Annotated in this window: 15 protein-coding genes and 2 pseudogenes; 12 read left to right on the top strand and 5 right to left on the bottom strand. The window is 56.8% G+C overall.

The annotated features are described in order from the left end of the window. Positions 1-26: 26 nt before the first annotated feature. From JZX89_RS14840 to JZX89_RS14850, 3 genes are all read right to left on the bottom strand, one after another. Positions 27-632, bottom strand: a complete 606-nt coding sequence (locus JZX89_RS14840) for a DUF1419 domain-containing protein (protein ID WP_207134504.1) — start codon at positions 630-632, stop codon at positions 27-29. 132 nt (positions 633-764) lie between these two features. Beyond that, on the bottom strand, positions 765-1700 hold the full coding sequence (locus JZX89_RS14845) for a DUF3991 and toprim domain-containing protein (protein WP_207134505.1): 936 nt from the start codon (positions 1698-1700) through the stop codon (positions 765-767). A gap of 173 nt (positions 1701-1873) precedes the next feature. Next, positions 1874-2053 carry a hypothetical protein gene (locus JZX89_RS14850; protein ID WP_087730430.1) on the bottom strand — a complete coding sequence of 60 codons (180 nt, stop codon included), beginning with the start codon at positions 2051-2053 and terminating at the stop codon, positions 1874-1876. Positions 2054-2670: 617 nt separating this feature from the next. On the opposite strand from JZX89_RS14850, the gene JZX89_RS14855 reads away from it, so the two are divergent. The 3 genes and pseudogenes from JZX89_RS14855 to JZX89_RS14865 all read left to right on the top strand — a co-directional run. Next, positions 2671-3378, top strand: coding sequence for a DUF6088 family protein (locus tag JZX89_RS14855; protein WP_207134506.1), 708 nt, complete (start codon positions 2671-2673; stop codon positions 3376-3378). Continuing rightward, a complete protein-coding gene (locus tag JZX89_RS14860) occupies positions 3359-4450 on the top strand; it encodes a nucleotidyl transferase AbiEii/AbiGii toxin family protein (RefSeq protein ID WP_207134507.1) in 1092 nt (363 codons plus the stop codon). The genes JZX89_RS14855 and JZX89_RS14860 overlap by 20 nt, the downstream gene beginning before the upstream one ends. Positions 4451-4574: 124 nt before the next feature. Beyond that, a pseudogene (locus JZX89_RS14865) lies at positions 4575-5000 on the top strand (alpha/beta fold hydrolase); the annotation flags it as partial. Positions 5001-5879: 879 nt separating this feature from the next. On the opposite strand, the gene istB reads toward JZX89_RS14865, so the two are convergent. Together istB and istA are read right to left on the bottom strand one after the other, a co-directional pair. Further along, the gene (gene istB, locus JZX89_RS14870; protein ID WP_207134508.1) at positions 5880-6656 is read right to left on the bottom strand and encodes an IS21-like element helper ATPase IstB; all 777 of its coding nucleotides are present in this window, start codon (positions 6654-6656) and stop codon (positions 5880-5882) included. Between the two features lie 16 nt (positions 6657-6672). After that, positions 6673-8142, bottom strand: a pseudogene (gene istA / locus JZX89_RS14875) (IS21 family transposase). A 374-nt stretch (positions 8143-8516) separates the two neighbouring features. Here istA and JZX89_RS14880 point away from each other — a divergent pair. The 9 genes from JZX89_RS14880 to JZX89_RS14920 all read left to right on the top strand — a co-directional run bounded on the left by JZX89_RS14880 (position 8517) and on the right by JZX89_RS14920 (position 21220). Continuing rightward, positions 8517-9881 (top strand): lysine N(6)-hydroxylase/L-ornithine N(5)-oxygenase family protein, encoded by a 1365-nt coding sequence (locus tag JZX89_RS14880; RefSeq protein ID WP_246746720.1) that lies wholly within the window; start codon positions 8517-8519, stop codon positions 9879-9881. A gap of 10 nt (positions 9882-9891) precedes the next feature. Then, a complete protein-coding gene (locus tag JZX89_RS14885) occupies positions 9892-10137 on the top strand; it encodes an MbtH family protein (RefSeq protein WP_207134510.1) in 246 nt (81 codons plus the stop codon). Positions 10138-10148: 11 nt separating this feature from the next. Next, positions 10149-11513: a salicylate synthase gene (locus JZX89_RS14890; protein WP_207134511.1), complete on the top strand. Its 1365-nt coding sequence runs from the start codon at positions 10149-10151 to the stop codon at positions 11511-11513. Then, complete coding sequence (locus JZX89_RS14895) at positions 11510-12367, top strand: alpha/beta fold hydrolase (RefSeq protein WP_207134512.1); 858 nt, start codon at positions 11510-11512, stop codon at positions 12365-12367. The genes JZX89_RS14890 and JZX89_RS14895 overlap by 4 nt, the downstream gene beginning before the upstream one ends. 1 nt (position 12368) lies before the next feature. After that, positions 12369-14018: a (2,3-dihydroxybenzoyl)adenylate synthase gene (locus JZX89_RS14900; protein ID WP_207134513.1), complete on the top strand. Its 1650-nt coding sequence runs from the start codon at positions 12369-12371 to the stop codon at positions 14016-14018. Between the two features lie 195 nt (positions 14019-14213). Then, entirely contained in the window at positions 14214-15332 is a 1119-nt protein-coding gene (locus JZX89_RS14905) for an isochorismate synthase (RefSeq protein ID WP_207134514.1), read from the top strand. 434 nt (positions 15333-15766) lie between these two features. Continuing rightward, positions 15767-17359 (top strand): amino acid adenylation domain-containing protein, encoded by a 1593-nt coding sequence (locus JZX89_RS14910; protein WP_207134515.1) that lies wholly within the window; start codon positions 15767-15769, stop codon positions 17357-17359. A 19-nt stretch (positions 17360-17378) separates the two neighbouring features. Continuing rightward, positions 17379-19856 (top strand): condensation domain-containing protein, encoded by a 2478-nt coding sequence (locus tag JZX89_RS14915; RefSeq protein ID WP_207134516.1) that lies wholly within the window; start codon positions 17379-17381, stop codon positions 19854-19856. Then, a complete protein-coding gene (locus JZX89_RS14920) occupies positions 19853-21220 on the top strand; it encodes a condensation domain-containing protein (RefSeq protein WP_207134517.1) in 1368 nt (455 codons plus the stop codon). Before JZX89_RS14915 ends, JZX89_RS14920 begins: the two co-directional genes overlap by 4 nt. Positions 21221-21225 lie beyond the last annotated feature (5 nt).

Raw genomic sequence — 21225 nt, forward strand, 5'->3', positions numbered from 1 at the left:
GTGCGATTAGGAAGTGAATGATGCCGTCAGGCAGCGATGGTTTCAGGCAGAAGACGGAATTGCACCGGCAGCTTGGCGGCGATCTCCTCGTCGGTCAGATCATCAAGAAGCTTCCAGATCTTGCCTTGAGCTGAGGGATAGACGAGCACGATCTGGCGATTGCGTAGATCGGCTGGAAAGCGACCGTCGGCATAGCCACGAAAATCCGGGCCGGTCGCACTCCAGATATGATCGAGTTTTTCCTGTCGGTTCATGACGCGCACCGGGCGGGATTCACGTCCGATGATCTCGGCGCGCATCCGGTCGGGCGACTGACGATCGCCCAGGTCGCAATATCCGTGGAACCAGCGTGACCGATCATCGATCGTCAGCGCGAAGAAAACGCTGGTGACGCTGGCGGCCAGAAACTCGCGCATGGCGAACATGTCCCCGCGATAGAAAAGCGGCGGCAGGATCTCGAACATATGATCGTGGTCCGCTTCTGTGATTTCGAACCATTCGCCGACATAGCGCCTGCCGGAAATACGGTCATCGTCGAATGGCGCCTGGGCGTGGCGGTTGAACAGGGCGTACATCTCATGGCGGCTGGCGACGCCTTCGAACACTTTACGGATAGTGGGGGAAACGAACATCGGCTGCTCCTTTGGGGTTGGGGACCGAAGCGGAAGCCTGATCGACCTCTTCTTTCAGTCCTTTGATCACCCCTCCTCAGCCGGCGCCTCGCGGGCAGCGGGTCAAGGGCCGCCGTCAGGCGGGCGGCAGCTTCACCCTTGATGCGCTGTCCGCGTATGCGGCAGCTCTCCTTTCTCCCTCCTACCCTTCAATTCCTCATTCCAATCCTCAGCTTCCGGCCTCAACCGCGAGAAATCGCAACCGGCGCATTCCGCCATCTGGCGCAGGCGATCGGCGAAGACTTCTCCCTGGACATTGTTGTCGGTCGCGGCCACCAGCCACATGCCTTCCCCGGAAGCCAGGGTCGCCAACGCCTGAGCGGTCAGCGGCGACCAGCCGCCACCGGTGCTGACATAGAGCGTGTCCGGTATTGTCTGCTCGATCGCGGCCAGACTGAGCGCATCGATTGCCGCCTCTGTGACGCAGATCCGACGGGCATCCACCTTTCCAAACCGGAAGAGGGCCTTGGCGCCGCCTGTGGAAAACCCGCGCCAGTCCGGGCCGCGCTCTTCCCAGCCAATGACGGCACCAGCCTCATCGATATGCTTTGCCCACATCGAGCCGTAGGGTCCTTCGCGCAGAACGTCTGCCTCGATCGCTGCGGAGATGACTTGCCATGGCAGGGCGCGGCATTGATGCAGATACCTCCAGGTCGCCGAAGCGCGCCATGGCCGTTTTCTATGGTTCCAGCGGTCAGCGACCGAAGCCTCGGTTTGCGTTTGACGAAGAGGCTTCTCCCAGGTCGCTGCGCTTGGCTGAAACGCGACCAGATCGCCGACCACCGCCAAGGCCTCGGCAAAGCCGATCCCATGGAGATAGCTTGCGAGCGCAAAGACATCGCCCTTGGCATCCGAACGAGCGTCGAACCAGCCCCTGCCGTCGTGTATTACGATGATGATGTCGTCTTCGCGCCGGAATTTGATTGCCCGGCGCGTGCTCTCTTTCCGGTCTATCGCGAAGCCCTCATGCTCAAGCACGGCTGCGCAGCCCACCCGGGTACGCAGCTCTTCGATGTCATTCTTTTCCATATCGCTTCCTAGCTTTCCTGACTTTTCGGACTGGCAGCGCCCAGACCGCGAAGATGGAAGCGCGCAAGGGCGCGGTTCGCAACGTGCAGATCTGCCGGACAAGCTCGCGGCGAAGCCTCCCTTGCGCGCGCAACAGCGCAAGCGGCACGCCTTCCCCCGAAGGGGTGATCGGCTCAATGAGCCGATCCATAGGCAAAGGGATCATAGATATTGATGATGGCGTCTTCGTCGCCGTCATACTCGGCGGAAATCATGACACCGATCTCGCCATCCACCTCGAAGAGCGTGACCGGGACCATCAGGGTCCGGGCAAGATCGAATGCGTGGTTTTGTGCGAGGCTGAGATCCGACATGTGAGGCTCCATCCGTTGGCGGGGCCGATCCCCGCTCGATGGCGCCCGTTCGATCCGGACCCGGCCGCGGTCACCTCGGCGGCGTAGCCAGAGAGGTCGCAGGAACTGCGAACCCCCTGCGGGTTGACCGTCCAAGGTCGGGACTGGATTAGGGATGCGAGACAAGAGAGCTGGGTTGGCAACGCCAATGGTTGGAGCATTATTGCGCTTGGCCTGAATTGCCTTGCCGCTTGCTGATCAGGCGACCTGCAGGTTCCGATACAAAAAAGGTGTTGGGTAGTTGCTGCTTGTGGTTTTCCGAAAGGGCAACTGTGCGGCAGCGCTTGATGGTGCCAGACCAACGTAGTCATTGAACGCGTCAGGGATGAAAGCCCGAAGGGAGAAGACTCGCGTCCCGAGGCTTCTGCATAGCCAATAGCTCGGCCCGACAGGGCGACGTTATGCCCAACTGTGAAGGCCTCGTTCCCTCCGAATTGCAACGATTGGGAACAACGCATGCGTCGATTTCTGCATGCATTTGACTGACCAATATAGATATAAAAATTGGTCAGTAGTGCAGCGTTGGTTGCCACTGACCAAAGTTTGTATATAATCTTCGGTCAGAAGGTAGGACAGACATGCCTAATCCGACATCGGACACTCTTGAGCGCATTCACGATCGCATAGCTGCGGCGTCCCCCGGAGGCGTATGGTCGCGTGACGACTTCCTCGATATCGGAACACCCCATGCCGTCGAAAAGGCGCTGCAGAGGCTCACCACCCGCGGAGATATCCGGCGCCCATATCGAGGCTTCTACGATAAGCCGGGCATCAGCCAGTTGACTGGAAAAATGGTGTTCCCGCCGCGCGCCGCGTTCGTCGACGCGATTGCACGGCGTGACAAGTTGCGGGTTCTGGTTGACGGCATGACAGCCGCTAACGACCTTGGCTTGACTACAGCTGTCCCCGCTCGTTCAACGATCTATGCGGATACCTACCCCCGCACGATAGAGATCGAAGCCAACTCCGGCGATCCGAACGCAACGAAGCCGGTCATCTACCGGCTTGATTTTAAGAGAATAGCGGCAAAGACGGCCTTTTGGGCTGGTCGACCCGCCATGCGGATCGTCCAGGCCCTGAGCTGGTTTCGGGATGAACGGTCGAATTTCGAAACCATCGTCGACGGCGTGGTCCGTCATCTCGCGCAAAGCTCGGAAAAGCGATCAATCGTTGAGGATCTGCGCGAGAACATTCGCGCACTTCCTGCATGGATGTATCCCGTGGTGGAGACAATAACGCGCGACACTCGCGTCACTGAGGAAGAAAATGCGCCAGGGCTTCACTAATGTGCTTCGCAGTAGCGCTGATGAGCGCCGGGCCTTGTTCGAGACGGTGGCTTCCGACCTACAAACGCGCGCCGAGAATATCGAAAAGGATCTCTACGTCTGCTGGGTTCTCGACTTCCTGTTCAATGGGCGCACCGACGATCCGATCGGCCTCTACTTCAAGGGTGGTACCAGCCTCAGCAAGGCCTATGGCCTGATCAATCGCTTTTCCGAGGATATCGATATCGGCATTTACAAGGCCGATCTCAAAGTGCCGACTGAGCATGAGATTGCGGCTCTCTCCTCGGTGACCAAGCAGCAAAAGGCGCTGGCGGAAGAGGTCGACGAGGCCGCACGCCAATATATGTCCGGCCCCCTCAAGGAAAGCCTTAGCCAAGAAATTGATGCGGTCGAGGCCGAGATCGGCCAAGCCGGGCATTTCTCTCTCAATTTCGGTTACGATGCCTACAGGAAGAGAGATGCCCTCGACGTTCTCGTAGTCGGATACAAAAGCGTTTTCAACACAAGCGCGGGATATGTTGAGGCAGCAGTGCGTATTGAAGGCGGAGCGCGTCCAGACCCACTTCCGGCGGAGGTGCGGACGATTTTGGCCTATGTCGCCAAGGAAATGGGTGAAACCGATTTCACTGTTCCCAACGTCACGACCGTCAAGCCGGAGAGGACATTTTGGGAAAAGGTTCTCATTCTGCACGCGATGACGGAAACGACCGAAAAACGCAGCGCTGAGGAAGACCCGGAAAGAAGGATCCCGGACCTCAATCGATATTCACGTCACTATTACGACGTCCACCAGATTTGGACACATCAGGACTACGGTCCGGCAACGGCTTCAATGCGTGAACTCGCAGAGGCATGCCGACAGCATAAAGAACTCATGTTCCGATCTCCGGACCACCGATATGATCGTGCCGTGCCCGGCACATATCGCCTCGTGCCGACACCAACCATGCGCAAAAAACTCGCCGCTGACTACGACAGAATGTCGGCAATGATCTTTGCAACGCCGCCTGGCTTCGAAGCGGTGATGAAAAGTATTGAGGAGCTCCAGGCAGCGGTCAATACGACCAAATAGCCCATCCCCTCTAGAAATAGGCCTCGATGCCGCTATCGCCCTGTTGGCGGTTGTTGAGCAAGCAATCGCGTTATAAAAAGCCTGTCGCAGAGTCAAATGGTTGCGGGATTTGAAGAGGAACTGTGCATCGCTGGTCTATGTTTCGGCGTTTGCGCCAGACAAGGGCGAAACGATCTCTGCACTGGCAGCGAGTGGCCCCGCCACTCCGGGCGTCAAGGCGATCCGGCCCGACGCCAAGGGCTATCTCACCATCGACCCTGCCGTCTTCCCAAGCGCCGTGGCAGGCGACCTGCCCAAGGAGATCGGCGAGCACCTCGCGGCACACCAGATGCCGATCAACCACACAGCCTTCGATGTTCCAGCCGAAGTCGCTGCTTGGCACGACAAGCGGAGCTGGTACGTGCTGAGCTCCAAGGATCTGATTCTCGACCCGCATGCCCAGGCCTTCTTCGCCGAGCGGATCAAGGCCAAGGTAACGACGGTTGAAGGTAGCCACGCGTCGCTTGCCTCGCATGCCGCTGAAGTCGCCTCAGTGATCGAAGCTGCAGCAGATTGGGGCCATCTGGACTTTCCGCAACCATGGAACCGCTGCCTTGGCCGCCATACCGGCACGAGATCGTTCTGCGGCTCCGGACGATCCGCTATCATACACGCCTGCAGTCCACACTTGTTCGCCCCGTCTGGAGCAACAAACTGCGCGCGCGCTTGAACCGTGCCCAAAACCCACCGGATCAAAGCCGCGATTGCGCGAGATCCGGGTCGGGCAATGAAGAGCATCGGAGCTTTCAGCATAGCGGCGGCCGAAGGGCGCGAAAGCGGCAATTCTCGTCACGCCGGGGCCCGAACAAGGGAAGCCACAGGAGCCTGAGCATAGCGACCCAACGGGTCAGGCGGGACCGACTTCACCGGGCGATGGCGTTCCGCATGAAGGCCAGCAGTGAACATCAATACGAACCTTTCAACCCACCCTGCCCTCACCTGCCAGGCCGCCCCAATTTATTACCAACATCGAGGATGTCTCACGTGCCGCCGTCGGATCATCTCTGCTCCAGGCAACGCCGAGTCCGATCTTCAGATCGATATCGTGCTCTTGATGGGAATCGAACCATCCACCGCTTTTTTGTTTGTGATCCGGTGTCCAAGATTAACCCCTTTCCGCACGGAAAGATAACCCCAGATGCTAGGAAATAAGTTGTTGATGCGTAATAATTTTTTCCTTCCAGCTGGGGTAACCCTTCGGCACCGATAGCCGGGTCAGATCCCTCGCCGAAACACACCTTCACTGCCGCATACCAATCCGGTTTGGTCAAAATCCGCTATATCTGCGTATTTCGGAAAAACGGAACAGTCGTTTCAGTAAATCGCGGACAGTGGTTTCACTAATTCTGGGACAGGCTGGTGTGGTCGATTTTCGCTTGCCTGGTTTAAGTCATGAGAGATTGATTTCGCCATTTTCAGCTCCGGTCAAGTGGGAATGCTTTTTTTGCCGTTGCATGCTGTCGCCTTCAAGGGCGATGCGGTGAGCATTATGGATGATCCGATCGAGGATCGCGTCTGCGATGGTTGGTTCTCCGATCATGTCGTGCCACTGGGCCACGGGAAGCTGCGCGGTCATGAGCGTCGATTTCCGTCGATAGCGCTCCTCGAAGATTTCCAGCAGGTCGAGGCGTTGTTGATCTGTGAGCGTGTGCGTTCCCCAGTCATCGAGGATCAGCAACTGCACGCGAGCTAGTTTATCGACCAGCCGTGGAAAGCGGCCGTCGAGCCTGGCAAGGCCGAGGTCTTCGAACAGACGCGGCATGCGCAGATATAAGATGGAATGATCGAGCCGGGCAGCTTGGCGACCGAAGGCGCAGGCAAGCCAGGTTTTTCCCGTGCCGGTCTGGCCTGTGATGATCATATTTTCATGGGCCTTCAGCCATGCCCCTTGCGCAAGCGACAAAGTGTCGCGGCGGTCGAGACCACGATGAGCGGCAAAGTCGATGTTCTCGATGCAGGCATCGAGAAAGCGGAGCTTTGAAGCTGCAAGCCGGTTGGTCAGGCGCTTGTCGGATCGCAGAGCCGTTTCCCGATCAAGCATCAGGCCAAGCCACTCGTCACGGCTGAGATCGCTGCTGTTGTTCTGAGCTGCAAGTTCGCGATAGGCCGTTGCCATTCCGGCGAGGCCAAGGGCCTGCATCTGTTCGAGAGTTGGATGTGTCAGCATGGGTTTTTCCTTTCCTTCACTGGTAATAGGAGCCGCCGCGGATGTTGGTGTGCGGCGGCGTGGGTTTTGCCGGGTCAGTCTGCGGCTTGGTCCGATCAAGACCGGATTTGAGAATGGCGGCGACAGAGGAATAGGTGATGGAGTTGATCACTAGCGCCCGCTCGCACGCCGCTTCCAGGCGATCCGTCTCGTAACGGCGGGCAAGGGACAGAATGCCGAAAGCCGAGCGATATCCCTGTTCGGGATGAGGATGATCGCGCATCACCCGCTCGACCAGAATGGCGGTGTTCACACCGATCCTTGCGGCCTGGTTCAAAAGTGATGCCGGCGTCGTGTTGGCATAACGCTGGTGGGAGTTGGGCATGTGCTCGTTGACCGTGACATGCACGGATCGCTGAGAACGCCTGATATGGCAGGCAATCCGCTTGTGATCGAGGAATATCTAGACCACCCGGTGGGTCAGACGCACATCAACTTGTCGGCCGATCAAGCGATGCGGCACAGAGTAGAATGTCTTGTCGACTTCGACGTGGTAATCGGGATGGACCTTTGCCGATTTCCATTCCGCATAGTCGAATGGCAGCGCTGGCAGCGGCGCAAGCGCCTTTCTCTCCACCTCCTCGAACAGATCTCGGCGCGACTTGCCGATGTGGCGCATCGGGCGGTTGTTCAAGTCGTCAAGCAGAACCGAGATCGCGGCGTTCAGATCAGACAGGCTGAAGAAGCGCCGGTTTCTGAGGCGAGCCAGATCCAACGCTCGACGATCAGCACGGCGCCTTCGACCCTGGCTTTGTCACGCGGCTTGCGGCTTCTGGTCGGCAGGATGGTCGTATCATAGTGTTCGGCCATGGCCGCGAAGGTGGCGTTGAGCGTGGGCTCGAACCACAGAGCCTTTGGCGACGCCTGCCTTCAGATTGTCGCACACGATCGCCTTCGGGACGCCGCCGAAGAAGCTCAGCGCGCGTTCCTGACCCTCGATCCAGTCCGGCAGTTTCTGGCTGACGCTGGCATAAGCGAATGTCAGTGACGAGGCGGGAAGCATCGCCACGAAGATTTGCGCAGAGTGGATGACGCCGGTCGAAGGGTCGGTGATGGGGATGGTGTGGCCGGCGTAGTCCGTCTGCATCACCGCGCCCGCCTCATGGCGGTTGCGGAAGGTTGCGTGAGCGCGGCGTTCGAAGGCGGCAAAACGGTCGCAGAACCATGTGTAGCCGTAGCCGTCGGGATGGCTCGCCCTGTAGTCCTGCCACAGCAGCGTCAGCGTCACACCCTTGCGCTTCAACTCGGCAGAAACGGACCGCCAATCCGGCTCGACCAGATCTTGTGGCGGTCGACCAACCCGCCGGAAGAGATGTCGCTCCAGCGCGGCATCGTCATCGAGACCCGCAGGTAACGGCCAGACCGAAAGGCCCTGTTCATGCGTCAGCCGCAGTATCGATCGAAGGTCTTTCACTGTCGTTCGTCTCGCTTGCTTCCGTCTTGGCATGGCCCCTCTCAACCGATGATGAGGAGGCAATCTGCCAGAACGGCGCTTGCGAAAATCGACCTAAATCTGCGTCCGAGACTGTCTCGAAATTAGTGAAACACGCCCTATATCATCAGAACTGAAAGTACCAACATTTACCCGTGATAAAACATGATTATTTTAATCATGAATATCTAGACGGGACAGTTCCGTTTGATTATAGGTTTGAACATAATCTTTTTGACATCTGCCAGCATCACAATGAACGGCACCCTGAACTTATATACCGACCCTCCGTTAACTCTCAGCGCGCTGAGGGTTGCTTCAAACGTGGCGCCAAATTGCTGGCGCAGCCCAAATTCATTTCACGGGCTTCAGAAAGGCTACTTATGCCAATGAAAGATACGCGTGCCTTGTTTAACAACCCTAAAGATCAGACAGTGCAGAGAGCAGCCCGAAATGTCGTCGATCTACTGGGCGTTGGTTTCGGACCCACAAACTTAGGCTTGGCGATTGCGACTGAAGAATACAACGAGAACGTGCCGAGCGAGCGAAAGCTGTTAACTCAATTTATCGACGCAAAAAAAGAGTTTAGTTGGCATGGCGGGATGCTTCTGCCGAACTCTACAATGCAGATCAGCTTTCTCAAGGACTTGGTGACTCTGCGGACGCCCACCAGTCCATATACATTCGTCAACTATCTCCAGGAACGTGACCGGCTGTCTGACTTCATCAACCTAAAGACATTTTTCCCTTCTCGAAGGGAATTTCACGATTATCTTTGTTGGGCAGCGGAGCGAGTATCTGTGCCAGTTTCTTATGGCGTTACGGCCCAGAAAATAGAATGGCAAAACGGCTGCTTCACAGTCCAGACCGAACGCAATACAACGACGGGCGCACAAGCCGAGAAAATATTGGCACGAAACATTGTGCTCGGCCTGGGATATCGTACGGTACTACCTGATCAGGTCGTTCCAAGCACAAGGGTGTTCCACAACCACAATCTTATTTCGAACCTGGAAAAAGTGCCCTATCGAACAGGTATGCGGTTTCTTGTCGTTGGCGCAGGGCAGAGTGCAGCAGAAATTGTAGGTTATCTACATGCGATATACGGTGATGCGGAAGTTCATGCATCTCTGCGACGCTTCGGTTATTCGCCTTCGGACGACACACCTTTTGTCAATCGCATCTTCGATCCTTCATCAGTGGATGAATTCTATACAGCGCCTCAAGAACTTAAAAACCGGCTGATGAACTACCATTGGCCCACGAATTACTCGGCAGTCGATGCAGATCTAATCAATGATCTGTATCGAAGAGAATATGAAGAGACGATTACGGGTAAGCAACGCCTTTATATTCATCGTACGACGAATGTTGAGAACCTCGACGACGGTATCGGTGGCGTTTCTGCAACGATTAGCGACATCGGCGGTCGCTATCGCAAGCAGCATACATTCGATGCCATAATATTTGCGACTGGCTTTCAACCATTTGATTTGCGTCAACTCTTAGGCGACAGCATCGATGTCAGCAGCTCTTTCAGCGAACACTTGCCGATCGTCAACCGGGATTACTCCCTAAATCTTCCGAGCGTATCGGGACGCATCTATTTAAACGGCGGTGTGCAGCATAGCCATGGATTAACGTCAACATTGCTATCCAACGTAGCAGTACGATCCGCCGAAATCCTTGAGGCGATTACCGCCAGCACCCACTACGACACGTCTGAACAACGACCTACACGTCTTGCATTATAGGAGCAGTTTCATGACCGTAAATCCATTTGATGATGAAAACGGCCTTTTCTACGCTCTGGTCAACGACGAGGAACAATACTCACTTTGGCCGACATTTAAAACCGTTCCTGACGGTTGGGAAATCGCTTATAGCGCCCCCGATGGCGCGCCGCGTCATCAAGTCCTCGACTGGATCGAAAAGACTTGGACGGACATGCGACCAAAGTCGTTGCGTGGTCGGCATGCATCCTCGACACAGCACTTCGACGTCATCTAGAGGGAAGTGCCATGAACGTCTTCACCTCTTGCAGAGCGCAAGACAGCATTGCCGATGTCGTGCCGTTGACCGTCGATATCATCACCGCGGCAGGTGCGCTCGCCTCGGCGACCGAGGCAGAGCAGATGCCCTACATTCTCTACGAGAATGCCGGGGAAATTGCTTTCGCTGCGGGTTGTGCAGCGGAAATTCGGCTTGATCGGAACGGCTTGCATCTGACAGTCCCTAGCGGCTCGCGGACTGAACCCCTTGGCGAGCGCCCCTTGCATCAGCTTCAGGCCATGCTCGCAAGCATCCTTGCGCATGAAGAAGGTCCCAAGCCACGCGTGTTCGGATGGGCCACGTTCGAGCTTTCCTATCTTATGCAAGGGCTACCGGTCGGCGGTACCGCGGGGACACTGCTCTATCTCTTTGTGCCTCTGCACCAAGCGCGAATTCAGCCTGAGAAGGCTGAGCTTTGGACCAAGAACGCGCCGGTCGCCAGCCTCTGGCAGTCTGCGCTTCTCAATGCCGAACGGAGTGAGCCAACCGCCCGCGTAGAGGTCGATGAGGTCAGCGATACGTCGGGCTACGTCGACGCAGCTCGAAAAGCTATCGCGTCGATCGATGGCACCAAGCTTCGCAAGATCATCCTTTCGCGCTCCGTCGCGCTTTCACAAGAGATAGATCTTGTGGCCAGCTATTTGACGTTGCGGCGCAACAATACACCGGCACGTTCATTCTTGTTGCGGGTGGGAGGAATGGCGGCTGCTGGCGTCAGCCCAGGAGCGATCATCGAAGTTACTTCAACGGGAGGCATCATAGCCCAACCACTCGCGGGGACGCGTGCCCAAACCGGCGAACCTGAACCCGATGCTTTGCTGCGCGACGAGCTTTTAAGTGATCCCAAGGAAATTTACGAGCACGCATTGTCGGTAAAGCTGGCCCAGGATGAGATTGCCGCGGTGAGCGAGCCAGGAACCGTTTTCGTTGAGAATTTTATGGATGTAGTTGCCAGAGGCAGCGTACAGCATCTGGCTTCTCGTGTTCGCGGTCAATTGCACTCAAATGCAAGCTGCTGGGACGCGTTTGCAAGCGTTTTTCCCGCGGTAACAGCGTCCGGGATCCCAAAGCGCGCGGCGTGCAGTGAAATTTCCCTTCGCGAGCATTCGCCTCGCGGTCTTTATAGCGGCGCGGTTCTCGCTCTCGACAGCGATGGCGGGCTTGATGCCGCGCTTGTTCTTAGATCATTCTATCAGGTCGACGGCACCACATGGCTCCGTGCTGGAGCCGGCCTGATCACCCAATCAAACGCTGAGCGCGAGTTGGAAGAGACATGTGAAAAGATGCGCAGCGTTAGCCGCTTCCTCGTCCCCAAAACGGGGGGCGAGGCGTGATTACGGCTGAGATCAACGGTATTCGCATAGCGTATGAGGACACAGGTGGAACGGGTGACACAGTCCTGATGATCATGGGAACGGGAAGCCCTGCGCGCGTGTGGGACGTCCATCAGATTCCTGCGCTGAAAGCGGCGGGCTTCAGGGTGGTCTCCATGAACAACCGCGGCATTCCACCAACTGACGAATGCCCAGAGGGATTTACCATCGATGATATGATCAACGATGTCTTCGGACTGATCGAACGTCTCGACTGCCGCGACGTTTCTTTGATCGGTACCTCTCTCGGAGCCAGGATCGTGGTGGAAGCAGCGCTCGCGCGACCCGACCTCGTCTCACGTGTTATCGCCCTTGCTGCTCACGCCCGCTTGGAGCCAGTACAGCAAGCCATGACGCGCGGCGAAATCGAGCTTGCCGGGCAGGCTCACCCACCACCCGCGGACTATCGTGCTGCCGTGATGGCATTACAATACCTGTCACCTGCAACGCTACGCGACGAGGCACAGGCACAAGACTGGCTGGACATGTTCGCATTCGATGACGGACGGATCAGCGCGGGCCACAAAGCTCAGTTGCAGATATCGCAAGTTCTGGGTGATCGCCGCTCTGCCTATCGAGATATTTCCGTTCCTCTGCTGGTCATTGGTTTTTCCGACGATGCAGCTATTCCACCGCGCTTGAGCCGAGAAGTGGTGGAGGTCGTATCGGGGGCGGAATATGTGGAAATCGCTGACGCGGGCCATTTCGGTTATCTTGAACAACCCGCAGAAACGAACCGTATTATCATCGACTACCTCCGACGACCGTTCGCAACCGCGAGCGCACTACGGATCTCTGAAGATACTGGGGTGTGATATGTCTCAAACGATTTTACGAACATGGCCACGCGAATTTTCCGAACGGTACGAAGAACTTGGATATTGGCAGCATCGGGAACTGACCGCCCCGGTCCGCGATCAGGCTCGGATCAACCCCGAAAAGATCGCGCTCATCGACTCGTCCGGCCAAAACCTTTCCTATGCGCAGCTCGACCGAATGGCGGACGGACTGGCAGCGTCGTTGCAAATATGGGGCCTGCAGCGCGGTGATCGCATGATCCTGCAACTGCCGAACATCATTGAACTCGTTGCGCTTTTCCTGGGAGCGATCAGAGCGGGCGTTATCCCCGTCATGGTACTGCCGACACACAGAGAACAAGAAGTCAGTCATCTTGCGAAAGGATCAGGTGCGGTCGCTTACGCGGTCACAGACATCGAAGCGAGCTATGATTTCCGTTCTCTTGCCAAACGTGTGCGGGAAGCCGTGCCATCTCTGCAAAAGATACTTGTGGTCGGCGATGCGGGCGAAGACGCAACATTGACAAGTTATCGCGAGTTCATCGGTGCCGCTGACACGCCTAGTGTGGTTGTCGATCCGGATCCCTCATCCGTGGCACTGTTCCTACATTCAGGCGGAACGGGCGGGCTACCCAAACTCATCCCACGGACACACAATGATTATGAATACAATGCGCGCGCCAGCGCCGACGTTTGCGGCTTCGATGGATCTACCGTTTACCTCGCAAGTCTCTCTGCCGCTCATAACTTCCCCCTCGCCTGCCCGGGCATATTGGGCACATTTATCGCTGGCGGCACCGTCGTGCTTGCCCGCGTACCCAGCCCGGATTCGGTATTCGGTCTAATTGCAGAACACAAAGTGACCGCAACAGCTGTTGTGCCGACCCTCGCAGCTCTTTGGCTTGAAGCCCTCGAGTTCGACGACACTGATCTCTCCAGCCTGCGTACTCTTCAGGTCGGCGGCGCAAAACTGTCACCGTCCGTGGCCGCGAGGATCCACAGCATTATGGATGTGCGGGTCCAGCAAGTCTTCGGCATGGCCGAAGGCCTTTTGAACTTTACCCGGCCCGATGACCCAACCGACGTGGTCGAGACAACTCAGGGGTACCCACTATCGCCGCATGACGAAATCCGGCTAGTCGATGAAATGGGTGCCGAAGTCACCGATGGCGAGGTGGGCGAGCTATGGACACGCGGCCCCTACACCATCCGCAGCTATGTGGCAGCGCCGGAAGCCAATCAGCGCTCTTTTACCGATGATGGCTTTTATCGCACCGGAGACTTAGTGCGGCGTCTCCCTACTGGTCATCTGATCGTTGAAGGTCGGGCGGGTGATCAGATCAATCGCGGAGCGGAGAAATTCTCGTCCGTGGAAATCGAGGAGTACCTGCTGGATCATCCAGCGGTAAGGGAAATTGCTGTTGTCGGTGTGCCCGATGCCAACCTTGGTCAGGCGTCATGCGCAGTCGTACGGCCGGTTGACGCACCGCCCAACCTGCGCGATCTCAAGGATTTCCTGCGATCTCGTGGTGTGGCAACTTATAAATTGCCTGATCGAATTCGCATTGTGGATGAAATCCCTCTGACCCGGTTCGGCAAGATTGATCGCAAGCGTCTCCTTGCGGAGTCTAGTCAAGGGCCTTTGGTTCCAATGGACGCACCCACCTAGCGGATCGAGCACACAAACGGCCAACACAAAATAGCATTTTCAAGGACGCGCGGTGTCAGCATCACCACGCATTCAAGAAACTTGCGCGCCAATGGCCGTCATCATCCAAGGGCCAGTGAATGTATGTGATCGAACATTAGGCCCGCTCGAACGAGAATGACATGTCTTCCTGATAAATGAGACGGAGATGGTTGTATGAATGCCCGGTTTGATTTGACAACGCCTGCATATCATCTGCGAACGCACGGCGTGGCTCAGCGGATTTATCCCCAACGCTTGGATGGCGCGTCTGTCGCGCAGGCGATCGACGAGGCGATGGCTGATGTCAAAGCCAAGAGACTGGATGGTCGTGCCGGTCCGATTGTCGTCGGCTTGGTGCCGTTTGATGCAGAAGCCGATCCGATCTTCTACATCCCCGAGCAAGTGGAGTTCAACAAGGATTGCCCGAATAAGGCGCTGACGAAAGATGAAAAGCGAAACACCTTTTCAGTCAACGGCATTGACTCCCCTGCCTATCGGCAAAAAGTAACGGAGGCGCTGACGCGGATCGAATCCGGTGATCTCGACAAAGTTGTGCTTGCCCGTAGTGTGACGGTCGAATTCGACGCCCCCATCGATATCGGCGAGGTTTATGCTCGTCTATGCGCGCGAAACGGTAGCGCCTATGTGTATCGAGTCGACTTGCCTGATAACGTTGAGGGAGCACCCTCGGTTTTGCTGGGTGCGAGCCCTGAGCTAGTGCTAAGCAGCGAGAAAGGAAAGATTAGAAGCACACCTCTGGCAGGCTCGATACCACGTGCGGCAGACCCACTTATCGACCAGAAAGTGGCGCGCGATCTTTTGAAGTCAAAAAAAGATCTGGCGGAACATTCGCTGGTTGTACAAGCCGTCGGCGAGACATTCCGGCAATTCGCCGACAAGGTCGAAGTCCCAAGCCAACCGCAACTCGTCCAAACGCCCGTGATCTGGCATCTCGGAACATATATTACTGGCGTACTACGAGAAAATGTATCCCCTATTGCTCTTGCATACGCACTTCATCCCACACCGGCCGTTGGCGGGTGGCCACGAGAAGCCGCACAGAAAACCATCACTGAACTCGAGGGTTTTGATCGCGGCTTCTATGCGGGGCTCATAGGCTGGATGGATGACGAGGGAAACGGCGAGTGGGTGCTGACACTTCGATGCGGCATCATCAGTGGAAAAACTGCAACCGTATTTGCCGGCGCGGGGATTGTGGCGGGGTCTGATCCCGAAAAAGAGCACACAGAAACAGGCACAAAGCTGCAGACATTCATCAACGCTCTCGGGTGAGTTTTCATGACCGGAAGCGCTCCATAAGCGTCGCGACAATGTAGTCAACGGGTAGAGGAAATCGACGGATGCAGTCATGAAGATAAAGATGATAATTTTACTCAAGCATTACTGGACGAGACCGTCCCGTTTGATTACTGTGTCGTCGAGATTCAGGCGGTCCGCGTGCAGCTATTCAGTGGGATCATCGCAGATGATGCGGCAGATCCAACCGACCTTAAACCCAAGTTTAAGGATGCGATTCCCAACAGCAATTGGGAGCCGGTCAACATCCCGTAGCAAGGCCGCGGACTGGAAATAAGGCTTTTGAAGGCGTTAGAAAGGCTATGCATGCCGAATATACAGCAATGCACCCAATTCAGATCATCCCGTAAAGCCACACAGCGAAGTGTCGGTACCGAGATAAACGCGGCCGTATATCCCAGGAGATTGGTATGAACACTCTCCCGGAGCGTTTTACATATTACGCCACCCTATCTCCCGAAGCACTTGCGGTTACATCTCGCGATCAATCTTTGAGCTACGCAGCACTTGAAAGTAAAGCCAACCAACTGGCCCGCCGTCTAATAGACGCTGGTGCAGGACCGGATCGCATCGTTGGTGTTTCGCTGCCCCGCTCCGCCGATCTGATCGTCGCCTTACTAGCGGTACTTAAGACCGGTGCCGCCTACCTGCCTTTAGATCCAGCCTATCCCGCTGCCCGTCTGGAGTATCTTATTGCGGACGCACGCCCTGTAACGATTATAACCGTCGAAGGCGTCCAAATCCCCGAATGCAGCGTGCCGCAAATCGATTTGAGGTCTGACGAATCCGGTACGGTTTGGGCTGCCGATGCTATCGAAGATTCAGAGCGCCTGTCCAATCTTCACGCGGATCAGCCAGCCTATGTCATTTACACGTCTGGCTCGACGGGACGACCCAAGGGCGTCGTTGTTTCCCATCGCAACGTCTTGACGCTGCTCGACGCCACCATCCCGATGTTCGACCTTGGTAGCGCTGATGTCTGGACCGCGTTTCATTCCTACGCCTTTGATTTTTCGGTCTGGGAGATTTGGGCACCGCTTCTGACAGGAGGACGAACCGTCATCGTTCCGCCGGAAGCAACATGGTCCGGCGAAGAGCTTCTTCATCTGCTGGAAGCCGAGCGCGTCACCGTTCTCAACCAGACCCCTTCTTCCTTTGCCTCGCTTGAACGGGCCGATGCCAACGGCTCCAAGGCTCTGGCCGATCTGAGACTCGTAATCTTCGGCGGCGAAGCGCTTGACCCCGCCCGACTGTCCGCATGGTTTGGCCGCCGTCCGACTCGCCCCCGAATGGTAAACATGTACGGGATTACTGAAACGACCGTACACGTCACAGCAATCGATATCCTGCCGGAAATGAGCCTAGCCTCCAGCGAAAGCCCGATCGGCCGGCCCGTGCCGGGTTTTCACGACTATGTTTTCGACGATCGACTGGAGCAGGTCGGCGAAAGCCAGCTTGGAGAACTTTACCTCGGAGGTCCGCAGGTTTCCCGCGGTTATCTTGGTCGCCCGGGCTTGACCGCCACACGTTTCGTGGCGGATCCCGGCAAGCGAGGGGCCCGGCTTTACCGAACCGGCGACCTTGTACGGCGCATCAGCGACGGTCTGAACTTCATTGGCCGTGCCGATACCCAGCTTTCTCTGAGAGGGTTCCGCATCGAACCCAACGAGGTCGAAGCGGCACTCGATGCTTATGACGGCGTGACCGCGAGCGCGGTTGCCGTCAAACCCGATCCCGATGGAAACGACGGCGACGATTGCCTCGTTGCCTATGTCGTGATGGCACGCGGAACGCTTGATGAGCGCGATTTACGCAGCCATTTGGCCCACGTCCTGCCGGCCCATCTCGTTCCAAGCCACATTGTCCTGTTGTCGGCGCTTCCGCTGACACCCAACCGAAAACTAGATCGAGGCGCGCTGACACCGCCCTCCCCCCGAAAGACGGCTAAGGCCAGCCTGCGTGAAGAGCTGCTGCGCCGCCGTCTCGGCAATCGCCCTCAATAGCGACCATAGGAAACGACAGATGAACATGAACAACGAGCGGTGGCTACGCGATGCCGTTGTCGAAATCCTCAGCGAGGAACCGGCAGCTGTTACCGATGAAGAGAACCTCTTTGAAGCCGGGCTAGACTCCGTCGCCCTTCTGCGTCTCGTCAACAGGCTGCGCCGTGGTGGTTTTCAGGTGAGTTTCGCGGATCTGGCAAGAGAACCCACGCTTGCCGCCTGGGAAAGGCTGGTCAGTGAAAATAGCACCGAACCGCAGCCTGCCTCCAGCGCGGTCGTGGTCACCGATGACACAAAACAGTTCGATAACGAAGCTGGCCAGCTCGGCGTAATGCAACATGCCTATTGGGTAGGGCGCAGCAGTGGCCAGAGGCTCGGCGGTGTTGCGGCTCACCTCTATGCGGAATTCGACCACCCCGCGACCGGCGCGGATCCTGCTGTCGATCCCGACAAGCTGAAATTCGCACTGGACCGAATGCTGGAGCGTCATGAGACGCTACGCACGCGCATTTCCTCGGACGGCAAGCAGGAAGTTTTGTCGAAGATTCCCGCACACTTCGCTCTGCACGACTTGCGCGAACACTCGCCAGCGACGGTGCAGGCACACCTGGATGATATGCGTGCAACCTTCTCGCATCAGGCGCTCGACATTGAGAACGGCGAAGTCATGTCGATGGCGCTTACGTTGCTACCCGACGGCGCAACGCGGCTTCATCTCGATGTCGATATGATCGCGGCAGACGCCGTCAGCTATCGCATCCTGCTTGACGACTTCGCAGCAATATACGCATCGCCCTCGGCAAAACTTCCGTCCCTGAGACTGACCTATCGCGATTACCTCAAAGACAGCAAATCCGGCACGGAAGAGCAGAACCGCCTTGCCGCTGAAGCCTGGCAAAAGAGGATGAACTCGCTGCCGGGTGCACCAATCCTGCCGGAAGTCGTTGACGCATCGCCCGAGAATACCGCCCCGAAGGTTGCGCGGCGGCATCTGTGGTTGTCGCCAGAGCGTAAGCAGAGACTTACAGAGACTGCTCGCCAAAACGGCGTCACCGTTGCCATGACGGTTGCAACCGTGCTTTCCGAAGTCGTTGGAAAATGGAGCGCGACGGATCACTTCCTGCTTAATGTTCCGATGTTCAATCGTTCGGCCAATCACCCTGATATCGATCGGATCGTCGGCGATTTCTCCAGTTCGGTGATGCTCGAAATCGATCTGCGAAAGCCGCTCGCCTTCGTTGACAGAGTTCGATCACTACAAAGCCGCATGCATGCCGACGCCGCCCATGCTTCCTATACAGGCCTCGATGTGCTGCGCGATCTCAGCCGCCAGCGCGGTGAAACGGTTTTGGCCCCGGTCGTATTTACAAGCGCCATAGGCCTTGGGGAGCTTTTTTCGCCAGCGGTGACTACGGTGGTGGGCCGACCCGTATGGGTCATTTCGCAAGGGCCGCAGGTTCTTCTCGACGCGCAGATCACCGAATTCGAAGACGGCCTTCTCGTGAACTGGGATACCAGAGAGGACGCTCTCGTCCCTGGCGTCGTCGACGATATGTTCAACTTGTTTGAACACATGTTGCATAATGTCGTCGATAATCCGGAAGTCTGGGCACGACCCATCAATACCTCCCCCGCAAACCCACCTGCCCGCAGCTTTGATGATCGCGAAGTGCGCGTTGTTGACTCCTTGGGGAGAGACCGCCCCGATCATGTTCCTGGCCTGCTGCTATTTGCGGAGGAACAACCGCAGCATCCTAAACTTTGGGGCCGCGCCGACGAAAAGGGCAAGGTTAAGCTGCTTGGCCGCGATGGCGAACAAATAGACGTCCATGGGATAGCAGTCTGGCCAATCGAGGTGGAAGATGTGGTCATATCCGATAGACGCGTAAGCGAGACCGCCGTTGTGCGTCATGGCGACAGCTTCGTCGCCGCAATCGTGCTTAAGCCCACCAAGGATGCGGACGGGGCGTTCAACGGCAAGGCGTTTCGTGCACAGCTTGCGCGGCAAATTCCATCACATCTTTTGCCGAGCCAAGTCATCATCGTAGACCACCTGCCCCAAGACGCAAACGGCAAAACAAAACCGGAAGCGATAGACCAGTTGATCCTCGCTCAGTCCGGACGGTCCGAGCATGTGGCCCCAAGCACCGATCTCGAGCGTGTCATCGCCGGTGTCTGGGAAGAAATTCTGGGATTGGAGGATGTCGGCGTCAATGAGGAATTCATCGCGCTCGGTGGCGATTCCCTTCTCGCGGCAAGAGTGGTTTCCCGTTTGCAGGAAGAGCTAGACACAAGAGCGGTGACGCTGCGCTCTCTCTTCCGTTCTCCCACCATCGCGGAGCTGACAACGCAGCTTCGCAAGGATGACGATCCGGCCAGGTTAGACGAAGTGGCGGCCATCGTTCTCGAAATCCGCGCCATGTCCGATGATGAAGTCGCAAGCCATCTCGGCGAGACACCAGCGGCTGAGCACATTCAATCGGGAACGGTAGCATGATTGCGGATCGTCAAACGCTGCTTCGGCAGCGGCTTGCATCGGCAGGGCTGGCGGGAGCGGCGAAAACCGGGGGTATTCCGGTTCGCGGCAATCCCGAAACGGCGCGCCTCTCGTTTCCGCAACGGCACGCGTGGCGGTATCAGCAGGCCTTTCCCGATAGTGTAAGCAATAATCTTGGCATCCTGATCACATTCACTGGAAGGGTGGATGAGCACGCTATAGCCGAAGCCGTCGATCGCATTGTCGAGCGACACGAAATTCTTCGGACGACCTACCATCTTGGGGCCGATGGAGTTCCCTTCCAGCGGATACGGAAATCCATACACGTACCGCGATCCTTCGAGCAGGCATCAGACGCACGAGCGGTGGAATTGGCGAGGGCCGCATTGCAAATCCCATTCGACCTCGAGGCGGATGCGCCTCTGAAATTACTATTCTTTCGCACCCGCCCAGATGAGGTAAAGTTTGCGCTTATCGTTAATCACATCATCTGGGATGGAACCACCTTCACTCTGCTTTCGAAAGAGCTCGAAGAGGCTTATGAAGCCGGTGCGACCGTCCCTTCAAAACTGGCAATTCAATATGCCGATATCGCCGAGTGGCAGCATGACGACCAAGTGCAGATCCGCTCTGGTGACATGGACTACTGGGCACAGCGTCTCGCTGCTTCGCAACCGCTAAAAACATTGCTCTTCAATGCCAGTGATCAGACAGCCGATCCGGAAGCAGCTGGCCGTGTCGACTATCGACTGACATCGTCGCCTGAACTGACGCGTCTAGCATCCAAACACAGAGTAACGCCATTCGTTGCTTTTATCGCCTGCTGGGCCAAAGTATTGGGAAGGCATGGTGCGGAGGAGGTGACGGTTGGCACAACGGTGCTCACGCGCGATCAGCCAGAGACTGAGCAACTCATTGGCAATTTCGCCAACCATATCGTTCTCCGGCTGCCTGTCGGCAAAGTTTCCAAGCCCGCCACCCTGATTTCAGCGGCAGCGACAGAATTCGAGGCGGGATTTGCCCATCGCAACCTTCCCTATGAAAGCCTGATCGAGGCATTTGGAAACCAAAACGTCGCCGAACCTCCAGCGCTTTTTGATTCACTGGTCGTCTTCATCCCCAGCGGAACCGAAGGCCCTCGCCTGCCAGGTGCGACCACTCGATGGGAACGCCTCCACAACGAGGCAATTCAGTTTCCTCTCGTTCCCTTGGGACTGGAGATATTCGTTCGCGGAAGAGGCACGGAAACCGTCATCGACGTCGAAGCCACCTATGCCAGGAATGCGTTCGATCGCGCCGCCATCACCGAACTTCTTCTCCTCCTAGACGATACGATCCATAATGCATTCCACGAGGCTTGGTAACATCC

It is taken from the genome of Agrobacterium burrii, assembly GCF_017313405.1.
Lineage (GTDB): Bacteria > Pseudomonadota > Alphaproteobacteria > Rhizobiales > Rhizobiaceae > Agrobacterium > Agrobacterium burrii.